This is a genomic window from Promicromonospora kroppenstedtii DSM 19349 (genome assembly GCF_000515355.1).
Classification (GTDB): domain Bacteria; phylum Actinomycetota; class Actinomycetes; order Actinomycetales; family Cellulomonadaceae; genus Promicromonospora; species Promicromonospora kroppenstedtii.
In genome coordinates this window covers 32,899-51,126 of the sequence record NZ_KI911707.1, presented here as the reverse complement: position 1 = coordinate 51,126, position 18,228 = coordinate 32,899, and the positions used below count along the sequence as shown (strand labels likewise).

General features: G+C 71.8%; 15 protein-coding genes. 9 read left to right on the top strand and 6 right to left on the bottom strand.

What is annotated here, in order from left to right:
* A partial coding sequence (locus PROKR_RS35445) for a RidA family protein (RefSeq protein WP_169736480.1) occupies positions 1-224 on the bottom strand: 224 nt, incomplete at its 3' end.
* Between the two features lie 51 nt (positions 225-275).
* Here PROKR_RS35445 and PROKR_RS19060 point away from each other — a divergent pair.
* Positions 276-977: an AraC family transcriptional regulator gene (locus PROKR_RS19060; RefSeq protein WP_084800541.1), complete on the top strand. Its 702-nt coding sequence runs from the start codon at positions 276-278 to the stop codon at positions 975-977.
* A 79-nt stretch (positions 978-1,056) separates the two neighbouring features.
* On the top strand, positions 1,057-1,599 hold the full coding sequence (locus PROKR_RS19055) for a VOC family protein (RefSeq protein ID WP_036965765.1): 543 nt from the start codon (positions 1,057-1,059) through the stop codon (positions 1,597-1,599).
* 2 nt (positions 1,600-1,601) lie between these two features.
* Here the strand turns inward: PROKR_RS19055 and PROKR_RS19050 are convergent, their stop codons facing one another.
* Complete coding sequence (locus tag PROKR_RS19050; RefSeq protein WP_036965763.1) at positions 1,602-3,548, bottom strand: chorismate-binding protein; 1,947 nt, start codon at positions 3,546-3,548, stop codon at positions 1,602-1,604.
* A 391-nt stretch (positions 3,549-3,939) separates the two neighbouring features.
* Here PROKR_RS19050 and PROKR_RS19045 point away from each other — a divergent pair, with 391 nt between their 5' ends.
* The 3 genes from PROKR_RS19045 (at position 3,940) to PROKR_RS19035 (ending at position 7,294) form a co-directional block, all read left to right on the top strand.
* A complete protein-coding gene (locus PROKR_RS19045; protein ID WP_084800540.1) occupies positions 3,940-4,788 on the top strand; it encodes an IclR family transcriptional regulator in 849 nt (282 codons plus the stop codon).
* Between the two features lie 165 nt (positions 4,789-4,953).
* Positions 4,954-6,078, top strand: coding sequence for a glycosyltransferase family protein (locus PROKR_RS19040; RefSeq protein WP_157602265.1), 1,125 nt, complete (start codon positions 4,954-4,956; stop codon positions 6,076-6,078).
* A gap of 4 nt (positions 6,079-6,082) precedes the next feature.
* On the top strand, positions 6,083-7,294 hold the full coding sequence (locus tag PROKR_RS19035; protein ID WP_036965757.1) for an MFS transporter: 1,212 nt from the start codon (positions 6,083-6,085) through the stop codon (positions 7,292-7,294).
* Positions 7,295-7,305: 11 nt separating this feature from the next.
* On the opposite strand, the gene PROKR_RS30845 is transcribed toward PROKR_RS19035, so the two are convergent.
* Positions 7,306-8,130 (bottom strand): helix-turn-helix transcriptional regulator, encoded by an 825-nt coding sequence (locus PROKR_RS30845; protein ID WP_157602262.1) that lies wholly within the window; start codon positions 8,128-8,130, stop codon positions 7,306-7,308.
* Between the two features lie 7 nt (positions 8,131-8,137).
* On the opposite strand from PROKR_RS30845, the gene PROKR_RS19025 reads away from it, so the two are divergent.
* The 4 genes from PROKR_RS19025 to PROKR_RS19010 all read left to right on the top strand — a co-directional run bounded on the left by PROKR_RS19025 (position 8,138) and on the right by PROKR_RS19010 (position 13,075).
* On the top strand, positions 8,138-9,784 hold the full coding sequence (locus tag PROKR_RS19025; RefSeq protein ID WP_342665884.1) for an FAD-dependent oxidoreductase: 1,647 nt from the start codon (positions 8,138-8,140) through the stop codon (positions 9,782-9,784).
* 102 nt (positions 9,785-9,886) lie between these two features.
* Positions 9,887-11,188, top strand: a complete 1,302-nt coding sequence (locus PROKR_RS19020) for an ABC transporter substrate-binding protein (RefSeq protein WP_036965753.1) — start codon at positions 9,887-9,889, stop codon at positions 11,186-11,188.
* Positions 11,189-11,378: 190 nt separating this feature from the next.
* Complete coding sequence (locus PROKR_RS19015) at positions 11,379-12,227, top strand: carbohydrate ABC transporter permease (protein ID WP_036965751.1); 849 nt, start codon at positions 11,379-11,381, stop codon at positions 12,225-12,227.
* Complete coding sequence (locus PROKR_RS19010; RefSeq protein ID WP_051433144.1) at positions 12,224-13,075, top strand: carbohydrate ABC transporter permease; 852 nt, start codon at positions 12,224-12,226, stop codon at positions 13,073-13,075. The genes PROKR_RS19015 and PROKR_RS19010 overlap by 4 nt, the downstream gene beginning before the upstream one ends.
* Positions 13,076-13,090: 15 nt before the next feature.
* On the opposite strand, the gene PROKR_RS19005 is transcribed toward PROKR_RS19010, so the two are convergent.
* The 3 genes from PROKR_RS19005 to PROKR_RS18995 all read right to left on the bottom strand — a co-directional run.
* Positions 13,091-14,155 carry an AraC family transcriptional regulator gene (locus PROKR_RS19005; RefSeq protein ID WP_169736479.1) on the bottom strand — a complete coding sequence of 355 codons (1,065 nt, stop codon included), beginning with the start codon at positions 14,153-14,155 and terminating at the stop codon, positions 13,091-13,093.
* A gap of 130 nt (positions 14,156-14,285) precedes the next feature.
* Entirely contained in the window at positions 14,286-17,039 is a 2,754-nt protein-coding gene (locus PROKR_RS19000) for a PKD domain-containing protein (protein ID WP_036965750.1), read from the bottom strand.
* Positions 17,040-17,154: 115 nt separating this feature from the next.
* A partial coding sequence (locus tag PROKR_RS18995) for a sugar phosphate isomerase/epimerase family protein (protein WP_051433149.1) occupies positions 17,155-18,228 on the bottom strand: 1,074 nt, incomplete at its 5' end.

The following is an 18,228-nucleotide window of genomic DNA, read 5'->3' as shown; positions in this document are numbered from 1 at the left end:
TCGGCGAAGGTCGCGCCGGCGGCGGCGAGCGCGACGCCGGCGTTCTCCAGGGCGCGGGCGGACTGCGCCGCCACGTCGTCGGCGCCGACGAGCGCGCCGTCGGCGTCGACGGAGTTCTGCCCGCCGACATAGATGGTGGTGGCGCCGGGCGGGACCACGGCGACGTGGCTGAAGGCGGGGCTGTGGACCAGCCCCTCGGGTCGAAGACGCTGTATCTGTTCCATGTCCCGATGCTTCCACTGGACACTGACACTCGACGTGGCAGGGTTCCAGGCATGACCGCCGATGCCCACGACACTCCGGGTACGGAGAGCGGCATGTACGAGGAACGGCATCCCGACTCCCCGGACGTCGAGTGCGTGTGGCAGGCCCGTGCCACCCGCGACGAGCGCTACCTCACGCCCGCGGTCGAGTACTGGGACCTGTGGTTCGCCCGGCAGCCGGACGGCGAGCAGGCCGCAGGCCTGGCCGGTCCGGCCCTCGGGCACCGCTGGATCAGCTCGACCGTCGGCGAGCACAGCTGGGGCGTGCAGCTCAAGGCCCACGTCGTGGTGCCCGGCGTGAGCAAGCGGCTGCTCCTGGGCGGGGAGCAGCGGCTGACCGTCGAGGATCAGCACGTCACGATCGGGCGGCACCGGGTCGCCTTCCCGGAGTACGACGAGCTCGAGGCGTTCGTCGAGCAGCTGCTCGAGCTCGGTTTCCTGCACTCGGACGACGTCGTGCGGCGGATGCTGTCCGGGGAGAACACCGGGTACTCGGAGCGGCACCGGCAGCGGCGGGTCCGCGCCGCCACCGGCCTGACGGGCAAGCAGATCGCACAGCTCGCCCGCGCCCGGGAGGCCTTCGAGCTGCTGCTGCGCGGCGTGCCTCCCGCTGAGTGCGCGGCGCGGTGCGGCTTCGCCGACCAGGCCCACCTGACCCGGTCGCTGAGCGCCTTCCACGGGCAGACGCCCGCCCGCGTCCTCGCCGGCCGATGACGGCGGAAATCTTCAAGCCCGGGACCCGCGGGCACTGCTGGACTGAGGCTTCGCAACCGCACCGGTCACAAGGAGCACGATGTCCATCCCCGCGGCCCCCGAGGGCTACGCCACGGTCAACCCGTTCATCATCACGCGCGACGCCGAGGAGCTGATGCGGTTCGTCGTCGAGGTCTTCGGCGGCACGGAGCGCCCCGAGGCCCGCACGGTCGACGACGACGGACTGCTGCTCCAGGGCGAGGTGGTCCTCGGCACGACGACCGTGATGCTGGCCGAGCGCAAGCCCGGCTGGCCGTTCACGCCGAGCCTGCTGCAGGTCTACGTGGACGACCTCGAGGCGACCCTCGAGCGCGCGCTCTCCCGTGGCGCCCGGCTCGTCACGCGTCCCACGGACTTCTTCGGCACGACGTTCGCCCGCGTCCAGGACCCGAGCGCGAACCTCTGGTGGGTGTGGCAGCACGGTGAGCTGATCTGGAACCAGCCGGCCGCGCCCGACGGGCCGGACCAGCCCGCCGAGCAGGACCAGCCGGACGAGAGCTGGGACGTGGCCTCGCCCGAGCTCACCTACATCCACGACACCCTGCTGGAGGCGATGTCGACCCTGCGGGACCCGGCGAGCTGAGGTCAGCGCACGGCCGCCCCCAGCGCGTACCGGGCCAGCGCCTCGAGGACGTCGATGCCGTCGGACGAGAGCACCGACTCCAGGTGGCCCTGGACCGAGGCCACGCCCGGGCCGCGCAGCGCGGTGAGCACGCCGTCGTCGTCGGCCGACGGTTCGAGGGCGAGCCGGGCCACGGGGTTGTCGGCTTCGGCGGCGTCGACGGTGGTCAGCCGCGCGCCGAAGGTGTTGTAGTAGCCGACGGCGGCGGTGGTGCCGAACACGTCGGCGGCCAGCCGCACGCCCTGGCGTGGCGCGGGTAGCGGGCGCAGGGGGAAGCCGGCCAGCCCGGCGAGCACCTGGTGGCTCAGGCAGACGGCGAGCAGCGGGCGGCCCGCGGTGACCCGCTCGTGGATCCGGCGCGTGATGGCGGCGATGCGCGGGTCGTCCTGGTCGCGGGGGTCGCCCGGCCCGGGACCGAGCACGACGAGGTCGTCCGCGAGCACGTCGTCGACGGCGTCCCACCGGACCACGCGGGCGTTCATGCCCAGGTGGTCGAGCTGGTGGGCCAGCATGGTCGTGAACTGGTCCTCGTGGTCGATCACGAGGACGTCCTGCCCGGTCAGCGGCGAGGTCTCGGAGGTCGCGACGGGGGCGGCGTCCTGCGGCCGGACCCAGAACTCCGCGAGGTGGGAGTTGCGGACGGCCAAGGCCTCGGCCACGCCGTCCTGGGCGTTCAGGTCGACGACGGCGCCCGGCGCCGCGCCGCGCGGGACCAGCCCGAGCGAGGCGAGCACCCCCGCCGCCTTAGCCCGGGTCTCGGCGACCTCGTGCTCGGGCACGGAGTGCCGCACCAGGGTGGCGCCCGCGGGTACGGACACGCGACCGCCGTCGTGCAGGTAGGCGGTGCGGATCAGGATCGGGGCGTCGAGCGAGTAGCCGGCCGGGCCGGCCTCGCCTGCCCCGCCGTCGGAAGGCTCGAAGAGGGCGAGGAACCCCGAGTAGTAGCCGCGCGGTCGCGTCTCGTGGCGGGCGATGACGGTGCAGGCGTTCTCCATGGGCGACCCGGTCACGGTGGGCGCGAACATCGTCAGGCGCAGCGCGTCGCGCGGGTCGAGCGTGGTGCGGCCCTCCAGCAGGTACTCGGTGTGGCTGAGCCGGGCCATCTGCTTGAGGTACGGGCCCACGATGCGCCCGCCGTCGGGGCACAGCGCGCTCATCATCTTCATCTCCTCGTCGACCACCATGAAGAGCTCCTCGTTCTCCTTGGTGTCGCGCAGGAAGTCCAGCACCCCCTCGCGGGTGGGGCCCGACGCCGGGTGCCGGTAGGTGCCGCTGATCGGGTTCATCCGGGCGACGCCGTCGTGCAGGGTCAGGTGCCGCTCGGGGGTGGCGCCCGCCAGGGACACCGCGGCGCCGGGGCCCGGGGCGTGCACCGCGAACGTCCAGTACGAGCCGACCTCGTGCGTCAGCAGCGCCCGGAACCAGGAGGTCAGGGTGGGCACCGGCGCCGCGTCAGTGTGCGCCTCGAAGCTGCGCATCACCACGAAGTTGGCGCCGGCGCCCTGCCCGATCTCGTCGTCGATCACGCGGCGCACGATGCCCGCGTACTCGTCGTCAGGGGTGTCGAAGCCGAGCGGCTCGGCGGCCACGGGCTCGGGCGGCAGCACCGCGAGCGCGTCCGACAGCGGGACCCGCTCCGCCTCGCGGACCACCAGGCAGCGCAGGGGGGCGCCGTCGTCGCGCACGGTGAACCCGCGCTCGCGCGCCTGGCGGTAGGGGACGACGGCGAGCACCGGCGCACCGTCGAGCGGGATGTCGCGCAGCAGATCGGTGTCGACGACGTCGCCGGTCAGCACCTCGACCTCGGTGCCGCCGTGTCGGCGCAGGAGCGCGAAGGGGAGCGAGCCGTCGGAGGCCAGGACCCGGTCCAGGAGCGGGTGCCGGCCGGTCGAGCCAGGGCGGAGGGACATGTGGAGCCTCTCGGTTCGGGGTGCTCGCCCGGAACCGGGAGTCTCGTGGGGAAACACGAAACGACCGCCTCGGGCGAGGCGGTCGTGGACGTGTGAGTGGATGCGTCGCGAGCCCGCCTAGTCGGCGGGCCACCAGTCCAGGCAGATGCGGGGCGACGTCATGGCGGGAACGTTAGCCGGGTACGGGCGGGGTGTCCACAGGTGCCCGCGGCCGTGCCACGTCCGGTCGGCCGGTCGCGATGGTCCTGGTCAATCGCAATTCATCATTGTGCGACAGTTTCTGAGGGTGGAAAGCCGCTCGGCGAACGCTCTTTATCTCCCTTGCCCGGCGAGCAATCATGAGTGATTCCCCAGTACGAGCGAAGATCGTCCTCGTCGGTGCCACCCTTCAGTGACTGGAGCGATCTTGTTGTCCGCATCGAACCCGACTGCCCCAGTCCCCGGGCTCCGGAGCCCGGACCGGACGCTGCGGCTGGTGGAGCACCTCAGCCGCAGCCCGGAAGGGCTCACCGCCAAGCAGCTCGCCCGGCGCACGGGCATCCCGGTGAAGACCGTCTACCACCACCTGAGGACGATCGTCGACCGTGGCTGGGCGTGGCGCGGCGAGGACGGCCGCCACCACTTCCTCCCGGACGTGCTCGGCCCCGCCGTCGACGTGGCCGCGCGTCTCGACCGGGTCCGGCCGGTCCTCGCCAGGCTGGCGGCGGCCACCGGGTGCGGTGTTTTCCTGACCTCGCTCAGCGACGGGCAGCTGACGGTGGTCGCTCACAGCGAGTTCACCGGCGCCCCGCGGCTGGACGACCTCGCGGACGGGCTGCCCGAGGCCGCCCACGCCACCGCCGGCGGGCAGGCGCTGCTCGCCGCCATGCGCTCCGACCACCGGCACCGCTACCTGAAGGCGTCCGGGCTCAGGCCCTTCACCGGGCACACCGTCCGTAGTCAGGGCGAGCTCGACGACAAGCTCCGTGCTGCCGCCGCGACCGGCATCTACACCGAGCATGGCCAGTGCCGCAGCGACGTCGCGTGCTCGGGGGTGATCGTGCGGACCGGACCGCGCGCGTCGGACAACCTCGCACTGGCCACCGCGATGCGGATCGATCTGCCAGACGTCCGGCGGCGCGCCGCCGACCGGCTCCTGCGGCTCGCGCTGGCCGACCTGGTCCCGATCCTCGGTCCCGCGCTCACGCCCGAGGAGCTCTCCCGCGACGCGGAGCACCTGGACCGCGACCGGACGTCGTGAAAGGGCGCGTTCTCGCGACCGTAACGCATTCGGTACCCGTCATTCATAAAACCGGTTCCACGGCAATTTTCTGCAATTATCGGCCGCTAGATCTGCGTGCAGCGTATAGGCCGGTGCGGTTTTCGCTCTTAGCGTGGTCAGCACGTCGGGTCGCACGAGACCGACGTGATCCGGATACGACTGACCGCCGTCATGGACGAAGGGCTCGAGATCATGGGTGTGACGCGAACCGTCAAGGAGTTCGAGGAAGTGTCGAGGGGGCTCGACGTCGCGGGACGGGCGATGTTCCCGGCGCGGCCCGCTGGGACGACGTCGTCGACGAGGAGCCTGCTGGAGCTCACGGAGCTGCTCGAGGGCGCACCCGTCGTCGCCGTGTGCGAGAGCAACGACATGCGCAACGTCGGCGACCACTGGTCCGCGGTGGGCCGGACGGTCCGGTGGGTCGAACGGCTCGGCCGGACGATCAGCCTGTACGAGGCGGCGTCGCTCCAGGACCTGGGCAAGCACTCACCGCTCCAGGGCAAGCTCGTCATCGTCGGCGGCAGCGGGCTCGTCGGGCCGGGAAGGTTCGAGTCCTGCGTGGAGTCGATCTTCCGCCAGCGGCCGGCCGCGGTCGCGCTCTGGGGCATCGGTCACAACTTCCAGCAGGGCGTCCACCTGGACCCGACCACCGGCTGGCGTCGGCGCGTGCTGAAGGACGGCGTGACCCGGCTCTGGCCGGAGTGGCTCGCCAAGGCCGACGTGGTCGGTGTCCGGGACTGGGACGCGGGCATGCCGTGGGTCCCGTGCGCGAGCTGCATGCTGCCGGCGTTCGACGTGCTCCGGGAGCGCGAGCCCGAGCGCGAGTTCGTGGTCCTGAACCACTACGAGCGTGGCATCGACACTTCCCGGCCCCTGGCCGCGGGGGTCGAGTTCGAGCACATCACGAACAACACGGAGGACATCTTCGACACCCTGACGCGCCTCGCCTCGGCGAAGGTCGTCGTGTCGAACTCGTACCACGCCCTCTACTGGGCGATGCTGCTCGGCCGCGGCGCGGTGGCGGTCGCGCCGAACTCGACCCGGTTCCACGGGTTCCGGTGGCCGGTCTCGTACGCGAGCCAGGCCGACTGGCTCGGCGCCGTCGAGCACGCGCAGCCAGCTCCCGAAGCCCTCGGGCAGGCGCGGGAGGCGAACGTCGAGTTCTCCCGCCGGGTGCTCCAGATCGGGCGCAGCCTGGGCCTCGTCGACCCCAGGGAGGCGATCGACCCGGCCGCGGGGGCGCGGATCGAGACGCTGACGGTGCGCTGAGCCGGTGCCGGGATGGGTACGGCTGCTGCGCGACCGGTCGCTGCGGTGGTACTGGCTGGGACGTGTGCTCTCCCTGGTCGCGGCCTCCGTAGTCCTCGTCGCCACGCCGGTCGCGGTCTACCAGCAGACGGCCTCGGCCCTGTGGGTCTCGGCGCTCGTCGCCGCTCATGGCCTGCCCTACCTGGTGCTGGGCCCCGTCGCGGGAGCCGTCGCCGACCGGAACGACCGGTCGGCGGTCCTGCGGGCCTGCGAGCTGATCACCGCGCTGGCGGTCGGCACCCTGCCGGCGGCCGCCGCGTTCGACGTCCTCACCCCGGTGCACATCGTCGTCGCGGTGGCCGTCGCGCGCTCTGCCTTCGTCTTCGCGGACGCCGCCAACTTCGGGCTGGTGCCCGCGCTGGCACCCCCGGGCCGCCTCGCCGAGGTGACCGCGCTGATGTTCGCCACGAGCAGCGTCGTGGAGATGGCGGGCCCGGGGCTCGTCGGCGTCCTGTCGGTGCTCCTGCCCACCTCGGCCACCATCGCCGTCGGCGCGTCGGCCTCGGCGCTGGCCTACCTCTGCTTCCGCCTCGGCGGTCTGCCGCGCGCGACCGGTGCGTCGCAGGTACCGCCGGGCGTCCGCCGTGCCGTCCTCGACGGGGCTCGCTGGTTGGTCTCGCACCCGCGGGTGCGCTCGACCATCCTGCTCGGCGTGGCCGTCACCGCGGGCCAAGGGGTCTTCGTGTCCCAGGTGGTCCCCTGGAGCGTGCGGCGGCTCGGCGTCCCGGCCGACGGGGGCACCACCGGCCTGCTGTTCGCGGCGTGGGCCGTCGGCGGCCTGGTGGCGACCTTCGTCGTCCCGGCGGCGACCCGCCGGACGACCGAGCGGAGCGTCGCCTTCGCGGGGACGTGGGTCGCGGCGGTCGGCGCGGTCGGCTGCGCGCTCGCGACGACGGTACCGGTCGCGCTGGCCCTGACGGCGCTCTGGGGCTCAGGCTATCTCGCGGTGGTGCTCGCCACCGTGGTGTGGCGCCAGCTGAGCACGCCCGACCGGCTCCGGTCCCGCGTGAACACAGCCGCCCGGATGGCGGCCTTCGGTGTCGGCTACCCGGTGGGCGGACTGCTCGGCGGGTGGGTGGCCACCTTCGCGGGACCGCACGTGGCGCTCGCGGGAGCCGGTGTCGTCATCGCGGGCGTGGCTGTGCTCGGCCTGCGCGGGAGGAGGGGGCGGGCATGAGCGTCGTCGCGTCAGGCGCGCGCGGTGGACGTACGCAGCTCCGACGGTGACAGGCCAGTCGTCTCCTTGACCTTCCGGGAGAAGTGGAAGCTGGTCTTGAAGCCGCAGCGGACGGCGATGGAGCCGACCGGGAGCCCCGTCGAGGTCAGCAGCTCGACGCCCAGGGAGATGCGGCGGTCCCAGAGATAACGGACCGGCGTGGTGTCCATGTGGGTGCGGAACATCCGGACCAGGTGCGCGGGCGTGACGGACGCCGCCCGGGCGATGTCCGTGAGCGTGATCGGCTGCTCGAGATGCTGGTGGATGTACAGGCGGGCCTCCTCGATCGACCCGGGCAGTGCGGCGGGCAGGTTCCGGAACTCGGCGATGAAGCGCCACAGCAGCGCCGTCGCGAGCGCGTCCACCAGGGCCCCGTCGGCCGTGAGCCGGGTCTGCTGGGTGGTGACGGCCTCCCGGGCTAGGTAGGTCAGCGCGGAGGAGAGCGTCCTGGTGGGCCGGAGCGACTCCAGCCAGGCGCGCATCCCCACGGTCGAGTGTTCCATCCGCCCCCGGACCAGCGTCTCGGCCGTGTCGAGGTGCTGGTTGAACCTGATCTCCTCGGTGTGCCCCGGCAGGAGGAGGCAGATCTCGCCGGCGGAGACCTGGCGGGGAGCGCCGCCGTCCAGGGCGAGGGTCAACGACCCGGAGTGGACCAGCATGAGCTGAATCTCCTGCTGCCGGCGTGGCCCGATGCGGGAGCCGGCGGGCTGCACGAGCTGCCTCGCCGTCGCGTCGGCGATCCGGAGGCGGCGCGCGCCGGCATCAAAATGGGACACAGACCAGTGTATTGCAGTCATGTAAATAATGGTCAAATCCTGGTGTCATCTTTGTATGCGTGAAAACGAGACACAGCTTCTTGTCGTAGGCGGCGGAGTAGGCGGCGTCATGGCAGCGGTGACCGCGGCCCGCCGCGGAATTCGTGTGGTGCTCACCGAGCCGACCGATTGGCTGGGCGGCGTCCTGACCGCCCAGGGCGTTCCACCGGACGAGCACGTCTGGATCGAGCAGTTCGGCAGTACCGCGACATATCGGGAATATAGAAACGCGGTGCGGGAGTACTACCAGCGGCACTACCCGCTGACCGACGACGCGCGGAGCCGGCGAGCGCTCAACCCCGGGGGTGCCAAGGTCTCCGACCTCTGCCACGAGCCCCGGGTCACGGTCGCCGTGCTCGAGACCCTCGTGGCCCCGCTGCGCGGCTCGGGCCTGCTGCGTGTTCTCCTGGAGCACGAGCCCATCGCGGCCGAGACCGACGGCGACCGGGTCACGGCGGTCACGGTGCGCAGTCGGCGGACCGGCACGACCACCGTGATCTCCGCCGACTGGGTCGTCGACGCGAGCGAGACCGGCGATCTGCTGCCGCTGGCCGGCGTCGAGTACGTCACGGGCGCCGAGGCCCGGGCCGACACCGGTGAGCCGCACGCCGCGGCCGTGGCCGACCCGCTCAACATGCAGCCGGTGTCGGTGTGCTTCGCGCTCGACCACCGGCCCGAGGAGGACCACACCATCGACCGGCCGGAGGGCTACGACCTGTTCCGGACCGCCCGCGCCGTCGACTGGCCCGAGGGGCAGCTCTCCCTGACCGCACCGCACCCGAAGACGCGCAAGCCGGTACGGCACCAGTTCTGGCCGAACCCCGACGACGACCTGCTGGCGATCCGCCCCGACTACGCGGACCAGCGGGTGGGCTCGATGGACCGCAACCTCTGGACCTTCCGCCGCATCGCGGCCAGGGCCAACTTCCGGCCCGAGGCCTATCCGAGCGACCTCACCCTCGTGAACTGGCCGCAGATGGACTACTGGGGCGGGCCGGTCTTCGACCACCCGGACGCCGACGCGCACGTGCGCGCCGCCCGCGAGCTGAGCCGATCGTTCCTCTACTGGCTGCAGACCGAGGCGCCCCGCCCCGACGGCGGTACCGGCTGGCCCGGTCTGCGCCTGCGCGGCGATGTCCTCGGGGACACCGCCGACGGGCTGGCCAAGAGCCCGTACATCCGGGAGTCCCGGCGCATCCGGGCCGAGCACACCATCGTCGAGCAGGAGCTCTCCCTCGCGGTACGTGGCGACGCCGGTGCCGTCACCTACGCCGACAGCGTGGGGGTGGGGATGTACCGGATCGACCTGCACCCCTCCACCGGCGGCGACCCGTACATCGACATCGGCTGCTGCCCGTTCGAGCTGCCGCTGGGGGCACTCGTGCCCGTCCGTGTCGAGAACCTGCTCCCCGGTGCCAAGAACATCGGCACCACGCACATCACCAACGGCGCCTACCGGATGCCGCTCATGGAATGGAACATCGGCGAGGTCACGGGTCACCTGATCGCGTTCTGCGTGCAGCACAAGGCGACACCACGGCAGGTCCGGGCCGACGAGGACCTGCTCGCCGACTTCACCCGAGAGGTCGAGACGGCCGGGATCGAACGGCACTGGCCGCGGGTCGCGGGCTACTGACGGCCGGGGACGGGCCGACATCGAGGGCGACGAGGCCCTCCTGTCCACGCAGGAATCATCAAGGGAGATGACGACATGGGTACGACACGAAGGACGACTCTGGTGACCGCGTCGGCGACCGCGCTGCTGGCAGCGGTCACTGGATGCGGTGCCGGCACGGACACCTCGGACTCGGGCGAGGTGGTGGTCACCTGCGCGACCTGCCAGGAGAGCCCGACCGACCCCTTCCTGCAGTACAACTACGAGGCCGCGCAACGGTTCAACCAGAAGTTCGCCGGGGACTACCGGATCGAGACCATCGAGAACGCGAACGCGGGTTCCAGCGACGACCGGCTGCAGTACTACCAGCGCCTGGCGCTCGCGGACGACCTGCCGGACCTGTTCCAGCTCAACTCCGGCGAGATCAAGGCCATGGAGCGGACCGGCAGGCTCCACGACTTCGCGCCGAGCCTGGAGGCCGACGGCGACTGGGCGGCGAGCTTCTACGACCAGGCGTTCGACGCACTGACCGGCCCGGACGGCCAGGTCTGGGCGATCCCGCAGCAGCGCGACGCGATCGGGATCTACTACAACAAGGAGCTGCTCGAGGCTGCCGGATTCGAGCAGTTCCCGACCACCTGGGACGAGTTCGAGGACCTGGCGGTGACGCTCAAGGGGCAGGGCAAGTTCGCCGTCGCGCTGGACGGCGACTGGGCGACGAAGCTCATGTGGGCCAATCTCATCGGGACGCAGCCCGGCGGGGCCGAGTTCCTCGGCGACAGCATCGCCGACCTGGAGGACTGGGGCGACGACCCAGCGGTCGTCCGAGCCACCGAACGGCTCCGCAACTGGCACCTGCAGGGTTACGTGAACGCCGACGCGTTCTCCGGCGACTTCCAGAACGCGGCCGCCCCCTTCCTGACCGAGGAGGCGGCGACGGTGCCCAACGGGCCGTGGTTCGTCAAGACCAACCTGACGACGGACGCTGCCCCGGGCCTCTACGAGAAGACCGGCTACGCGCCGGCACCCGGCTGGGCGGACGGCGGCCAGGGCACGGTGGTCGTCTCGGGCGCCGGCTGGGTCTCAGGGACGACGGACGAGCGCGAGCTGGAGGCGGTCGACGCCTTCGTCAGGTTCATGTCGTCGCAGGACGAGGTGCTCGCGCAGGCCGAGGCGACGGGCGCCAACCCACCGGTCCGGGTCGACGCCGCCGCGACCGACGCCGCCGACCTGGAACCGCTGGCAACGGGACTGATCGAACAGGCCGCTGACCTGGAGTACGCGTACCCGCACGCCCGGGTGCACGGGCCCGCGGGACTCGACACGTCGTGGAAGAACCTGTGGCCCGCCTACGTGAAGGGCGACCTGGACACCGACGAGTTCCTGCAGCGCCTGACCGCCGACTCTGCGTCGAGCGCGCAGTAGGAGGCCGGCCATGAGCGTATTCACGAGGCACCGTCCGCCGGCCTCAGCCCCGGCACCTGTCCCTGAGCCCGCCGGGGCACGCGGCGCGGACGGCCCGGTGGGCGGGCGCCCGGACGGCTCCGGGCCGGCGCGACGCCGTATCGCCGCACGACGCGCCCGGCCGGTCCCCGGTACGCGGATTCCTCTGGGCATGCGCGGCCCGGTCGCGGTGTCGCTGCTCCCCGGGCTCGTCCTGTTCGGCACGTTCTTCCTGGTGCCCTTCCTCGTGCTGACGGCCACGGCGTTCGCCCGGTGGAGTGGCCTCGACTTCGCGTGGAGCGGGCTGGACAACTACCGGCAGATGCTCGCAGACCCGGTGTTCTTCAAGGCACTGGTCAACACCCTGTTCTACGCGGCGGCGTCCGTGTTCGTCCAGGTTCCCCTGGGTGTCGCCGTCGGCATGGTGCTCGCGCTGCGGCCGCGGGGCTGGAAGACGCTCCGCACGATCATCTTCGTGCCGTTCGTGATCTCGGGCGCGGCCTATGCCCTCGTCTTCTCCATGTTCTACAACCCGCGGGCGGGCCTGCTGAACAACGTCCTCGGGGGGCTGGGGCTGCCGGGCAGGGACTGGCTCTTCGACACCGCGACGGCCCGTTGGGCCGTCGCGGGGACCTTCGTGTTCATCATCGGGTTCGTCGTGGTCCTGGTCATGGCGGAGGTCGCCTCGATCCCCAGGGAGGTGTACGAGGCAGCCTCCGTCGACGGGGCCTCGACGTGGCAGCAGCTGACGCGGATCACGCTGCCGCTGCTGCGCAACGTCATCGGCACGGCGATCCTCATCCGGCTGCTGGTGGACATCGGCATGTTCGACCTGGTCTTCATCCTGACCGCCGGTGGCCCGGACGACGCGACGGCGACACTGGCGCTCTACGCGTACCGGGCGTACCTGAACGGCGAGTGGGGTTTCGCCAACGCCGTCGGCTCGGTGATCATCGTGATCGGCCTGGTGCTGATCGTCACTGTCCGGCGGGTCTTTCGTATCGGGGAGCGAGCACTGTGAGCGACATCGGAAGCACCACGGCCGGACGCCGGTCCGTGTGGGCGAACATCCTGATATACGGCTTCCTGGGCGCCGTCGTGCTGCTGGCCCTGGCACCGACGGTGTGGGTCATGCTGTCCAGCTTCAAGACGGGGAACCAGATCTTCTCCGGGGAGGGGCTGTGGCCCTCACCGTTCACCATGCAGGGCTTCGTCGACGCGTTCACCCAGATCCACCTGCACGAGTACATGCTGAACACGCTCCTGTACGCGGGTCTCGGCACGCTGGGCGCGCTCACGACGGCGTTCCTGGCGGCCTACCCGCTGGCGCGGTTCTCGTTCGCCGGGCGCCCCGCGCTGGTGGCCATGTTCTCGCTGGCGCTCGCCCTGCCCCTGGTCGGCCTGGCGACACCCGTGTTCTTCGTGGTGCGGGAGCTGGGGCTGTACGACTCCCGGCTCGGGATGGTCATCTTCTACGCCGCGCTCCAGTTCCCGTTCACCTTCGTGGTGCTGCGGGCGTTCCTCGTCTCGACCCCGCCCGAGCTCGAGGAGGCCGCGATGATCGACGGTGCCGGATACTTCACGACGCTGTTCCGCGTGGTGCTGCCGCTGACGAGGCCCGCGTTGGCGACCGTCGCGGTCGTGGCGTTCGTGAACATATGGAACGAGTTCTTCTTCGCCAACCTCCTGCTCGTCTCGGAGGAGAACCGGAACGTCCAGCTGGTGCTGGCCGGGTTCAAGTCCCAGTTCGGGTTCAACGTCACCGGGGCGGTGGCCGGGGCGACGCTCGTGATGCTGGTCCCGATCTGCCTCTTCCTGGTCCTGCAGCGGCAGGTGATCGCTGGGCTCACCGCGGGTGCGGTCAAGTAGGGCCTCGGCGGCGGTTCAGTAGCCGTCCCTGGCGCGCTGCAGTGTCACCGAAGGCAGCTCGCCGAACCGCTGCCGATAGCCCGCGGCGAACCGTCCCAGGTTGGTGAACCCGAGCCGCGAGGCGACCTCGGTGACCGTCGTGCTCTCGGCGCCGGGGTCGGCGGTCCGCAGCTCGACCCAGGCCCGCCGCAGCCTGACCTGCCGCTGGTACTCCATGGGCGTGGTGCCCAGCCACCGCCGGAAACCGTCGTGCAGCGCACGGGTGCTCGTGTTGGCCGCCCGGGCGAGGTCGGGCACCGTCCACGTGCGGTGCGGAAGCTGTTCGACGAGGTCGGTGGCGCGCCTCAGCCACTCGGGACCGACGGGCGGCGGCTTCTCCCACAGCCGGCCCGAGCGGCTGTGCGGTACGGCGAGCAGCAGCCCGACCAGCAGGCCACGCTCCGCCGCGGACGCCGCTGCGGGGTGGCGCAGCATCGGCGCGGGCGAGTCGAGGTCCTCGACGACGTTGTCGACGGCGGACCACCAGCCGGCGGCCGGCGACTCCCAGACGTCGACGGCGGGCTCGAAGCGCAGGGGCACGTCGGGGTCGGCGTCGACCCACGTGTCGAGCTCCTCCTCCAGTGCCGCACGGTCGACGGCGATCACCATCAGCACGCTCCCCGCGGACCACCTGACGCGGAGCAGCTCACCGGGCGTGAGCACCACGGCCGTCCCGGGCCGGACCGCGACGGTATGCCTACCGACGTCGAACGTGGCCCGCCCGACGAGTGCGTGGGCGACGACGTACGTGGCGGCGACCCGTTCGGCGACGAGCTCGACGCCGCACCCGTAGGCCAGGACCGTGATGCTCACCGTCCGGAGCCGGGCACTGCGGATCGCCGCCTCGAACGGGCGGTCGTCGTCCTCGAGGTGCAGCTCGTGCGGAAAGAGGGTGCGGGCCACCTCGTCACGCGCGGACTCGGGGTCGGTGGTGCTGAAGATCTGGTGCCCGGCGAGCGGGACCGGATACCTGCGGAACACCTCTTCCAGCGTGCCGTCAAACTCATCGGACCAGGTTCCTGACACAGGATCTGTACCCACCGACCAAGTGTCGATCGGGCCGCTCGCGGCGGCAATCATGGCGCGGACCCCAAAACCAAGACTGTGAGAACGGTGTGGCACCGGCCCGGACCACCGCGAGATGGTCCGGGCCGGCCTGTCCTCCGGGCGGTTAGCCCCGGACCGTCAGCCGCACGGTCGTCCAGTCGCGGGTGCCTTCGCTGTCCGTCGCGATCAGCCGGGCCGTGTAGCGCCCCGGCTCCTCGTAGACGTGTGTGACGCTCGCGCCGTCCGCGGTGGTCCCGTCACCCAGGTCCCACTCGTAGGAGACGATCTCCCGCCCCTCGGGCGCCACGGCGGACCCGGACAGGTCGACCGGGCCGCCCGCCCGGACGCCCCCGCGGCCGGCCTCGGCCGTCACCACCGGGGCCGTGGCGTCTGCGACGCCTCGCCCGTGGAAGACGAGCCAGTCGAGACCGAGGTCCGCGCCGTCGGCCGGCTCCTGCTTGCTCCTGACCACGAGGTACAGCGTGGTCTCGCCCTGCTGGTCCGGCAGGTCGATGCTCGGCGAGACGACCTGCCCGGCGGCCGTGGCGGCGTCGACCCTGACCTGGCCGAGCTTGCGCCCGGTCGGGCTGCCGACCCGCACCTCGACGGTCGCGTCGGCGGCCCCGCGTACGGCGCCGACCGTCAGGGCGTCGATGCCGCGCAGGTCGACCGGCCCGAACGCGATCCAGTCGCCGTGGTCGGCGTCGGTCACGAGCCGCCCGCCCCGGGCCTCGGCGCCGTCCGCCACGGTGACGCCGGAGCTGTCGGCGTAGAACTCGGCCTCCTTGTCACGTACCTGCAGGTGGATGACGTCCTGGCCGGCCAGCGCGGGCACGCCGTCGGCGCCGAGGTCCTCGTAGCCGGCACCGAGCACGGGGTAGACGTTCTGCCCGACGCCGTGGTCCGCCGGGTCGAGGAACACCGACCCGGAGCAGCCGGTGTAGTTGTCCAGCGGGTGCGCGTGGGTGTCATGCCCCAGCTGGGTGTTCACCGTGACCAGCTCGCAGTCGATCGTGCCCGCTCCGGTCGAGCCGTCCTCGGGGTCGTCCACGTCGACGGCGTAGTCGACCGTGTCGCCCAGCTCGGCGAAGCCGCCGTGGAACGGCGCCCCGAAGGAGACGTCCGGCCGGGTGTTGCCGGCCGTGATCTTCTGCACCGAGACGCCGGTGAAGCCCTCGCTGTCCGTGACCGTCAGGCGGGCGCTGAACTGCCCCCGCTCGGTGTAGGTGTGGGTGGGGGTCGCCTCGGTGGAGTCGACGACGCCGTCGTTCTCGAAGTCCCACTCGTAGGTGATGTCGAGCCCGTCGGGGCTCTCGCTGGCGCCGCCGTCGAAGGCGACGGTCAGGGGCTCCGGCCCGGAGTCGACGTCGGCGGTGAACCGCGAGATCGGCCGCCGGCCGTCGGCCGCGTAGTCGATGCGGTAGATCCCGGCGTCCGTGTTGGTGCTCCCGCGGCCGGCGCCCCGGCCGAGGCCGAAGTCGATGATGTAGAGCGAGCCGTCGGGGCCGAACTCGGCCTCGAACGGGGCGACGAACGTCTCGCCCTCCAGGAACGGGTCGATCGAGGCGAGCTCACCCGTGGCCTCGTCCAGCGAGAGCACCTTGTAGAAGTTGCGGGCGTACTCGGACACGAACCAGTGCCCGTCGAAGCTTTCCGGGAACTTCGTCTTGACGTCCAGCTCCGGGTCGAACCGGTAGACCGGGCCGCCCATCGGTGCCGCGCCGCCTGAGCCGAGCTCGGGGAACTCCTCGGAGACGCCGTAGCCGTACCAGACCAGCGGCTCCTGCGACGGCGGCAGCTCGCGCAGGCCCGTGTTGTTGGGGGACTCGTTGACCGGGTTGGCGCAGTCGAACGGCTCGCCGGAGGCGCCCGTGGCGAAGTCGTAGTCGATGTAGGGCTGGTTGTCGGCGTGGCAGTAGGGCCAGCCGTGGTTGCCGGGCTCCGTCATCCGGATGAACTCGACCTGGCCCTCGGGGCCGCGCAGCGGGTCGGCCACGCGGGCGTCGGGCCCGTAGTCCCCGATCAGGACCGCGCCCGTGCCGGGGTCGACCGTGATCCGGAACGGGTTGCGGAAGCCCATGCCGTAGATCTCCGGGCGGGTGCCCTCGGTGCCCGGCGCGAACAGGTTGCCGTCCGGGACCGTGTACGTGCCGTCGTCCTGCGGCGTGATGCGCAGCACCTTGCCGCGCAGGTCGTTCGTGTTGGCGGACGTGCCCTGCGCGTCCCAGGCGCGGCGGCCCTCACGCTCGTCGATCGGCGTGTAGCCCGCCTGGTCGAACGGGTCGGAGTTGTCGCCGGTCGCGACGTAGAGGTCGCCGTCGGGGCCCATCGCGAGCGAGCCCGCCATGTGGGAGTTGGCGCGGCCCTCGCCACGCCAGATGGTGAAGTCGAGCAGCCGCTTCTCGGAGGCCGGGTCGATCGTGTCGTCCGGCCCCATCGTGAACCGCGAGAGGTTCATCCTCGCGACGTCGGGGTCGCTCCAGAGCAGGTACAGCCACCCGTTCTCGGTGAAGTCGTCGTCCAGGGTCAGGCCCAGCAGGCCGTCGGACTGCTGGAGCAGGTCGAGGGAGTAGTCCAGGTCCAGGGCCGTGGTCTGGCGCAGCGTCTCCTGGTCCAGCACGACCACCTGGCCGGTGCGCTGGATGTAGACGACGCGGCCGTCGTCGGCCACGTCGAGCTCGAACGGGTCGGCGAGCCCCTCGGTGACCAGCGGGACCTTGTCGAACTCGGTCGTCTCGGCATGATCGGACCCGGCATGGTCCGGGCCCGGATGGGCGGTGGCGGCCGTGGTGGCGGGGACCAGGGCTCCGACCGCGACGACCAGACCGGTCGTCGCAGCCAGAACCCGGCGGCGTGCCCTGCGGTGCGGTGCGGACATCAACACTCCCTCGTGCTGGGTCGGATGGTGCGTGCGGGCGTGCGGCACCCCCGGGCGAGGACGGGTGCCCTCGCCCGGAAGCAGCCGGACGGGTCAGTGGCGGATCAGCGGCGGACTAGTAGCGCAGCTCGGCGAGGTTGCCGATGCTCGTGCACGCGGACGTCACGCCGTCGGGGGACGGCTGGTCGTGCTCGGTGAAGCCGTAGCGGACGCCGGCCAGCGTGGCACCGGCGAAGATCTCGGCGAAGTCGATGGTGCCCTCGCCCACGTCGGCGAAGGAGCCGTCCTCCGCCATGTCCTTGAGGTGCAGCAGCTCGAACCGCCCCGGGTAGCGTGCGAACAGGTCCGTGGCGGACGTGTCCGTGCTCGCGGCCCAGTACACGTCGAGCTCCATGGTCACGAACGCCGGGTTGGTCTCCCGGACCAGCACGTCGTAGCCCGTGACGCCGTCCTCCTCGGTCTCGAACTCGTACCCGTGGTTGTGGTACGCGACCCGGATGCCCTCGGCGCTCAGGGCCTCGCCCGCCTCGTCGAGGATCGCGGCCGCCCGGGAGTAGTCCTCCAGCGTCCACGAGCCGGAGCCCGAGACGCGCACGTACCTCGCCCCGATCGCGTGCGCCTCGGCCACCACCAGGTCGACGTCGTTCTGCAGGTTCGACAGGCTCACGCCGAGGGAGGGCACCGCGATGCCCGCCGCGTCGGTGAGCGGCGCCAGCTCCGCGGCCGTGTAGCCGTAGAAGTTGCCGGCGGCGCCCGACGGCTCGATGTTCTGGAAACCGCACTCCGCGAGCGCGCCCAGGGTCCCCTCGGCGTCGGTGGGCATGGTCGCGCGGACCGTGTAGCCCACCAGGCCGATCCTGGACAGGTCCACGGACCGGCTGCCCGTGACCGGGTGCGGCCTGCCCACCTCCGAGTCGCCGGCGGCACGGACGATGTCCCGGCGCTCGCCGCCGGTCAGGACCCGTTCGCGGACGAGGCCCTTCGTCACCGAGGAGACCGCGCGGACGAACGCGCCGTGCGACGCGAACGGCGCGCCGGCCATGATCTCGTCCATGACGGTGCAGCCGCCGCCGGTCGCGCGGTTGGGCACGCCGGAGTCGGCGCCGGCGCCGAACCAGACGGTGGCGTCGCTGGTGTAGCCGTACGCGCAGGTGGCGGTCCCGGCGGTCCCCGCGGTCCCGGCGGCTCC

Bases quoted from the DNA above. Each gene is read 5' to 3' on its own strand.
- PROKR_RS19025 (WP_342665884.1), top strand. From the start codon at position 8,138: ATGGTCAAATCCTGGTGTCATCTTTGTATGCGTGAAAACGAGACACAG.
- PROKR_RS30845 (WP_157602262.1), bottom strand. From the start codon at position 8,130: ATGACTGCAATACACTGGTCTGTGTCCCATTTTGATGCCGGCGCGCGC.
- PROKR_RS19055 (WP_036965765.1), top strand. From the start codon at position 1,057: ATGTCCATCCCCGCGGCCCCCGAGGGCTACGCCACGGTCAACCCGTTC.
- PROKR_RS19050 (WP_036965763.1), bottom strand. From the start codon at position 3,548: ATGTCCCTCCGCCCTGGCTCGACCGGCCGGCACCCGCTCCTGGACCGG.
- PROKR_RS19000 (WP_036965750.1), bottom strand. From the start codon at position 17,039: ATGTCCGCACCGCACCGCAGGGCACGCCGCCGGGTTCTGGCTGCGACG.
- PROKR_RS19060 (WP_084800541.1), top strand. From the start codon at position 276: ATGACCGCCGATGCCCACGACACTCCGGGTACGGAGAGCGGCATGTAC.
- PROKR_RS19015 (WP_036965751.1), top strand. From the start codon at position 11,379: ATGCGCGGCCCGGTCGCGGTGTCGCTGCTCCCCGGGCTCGTCCTGTTC.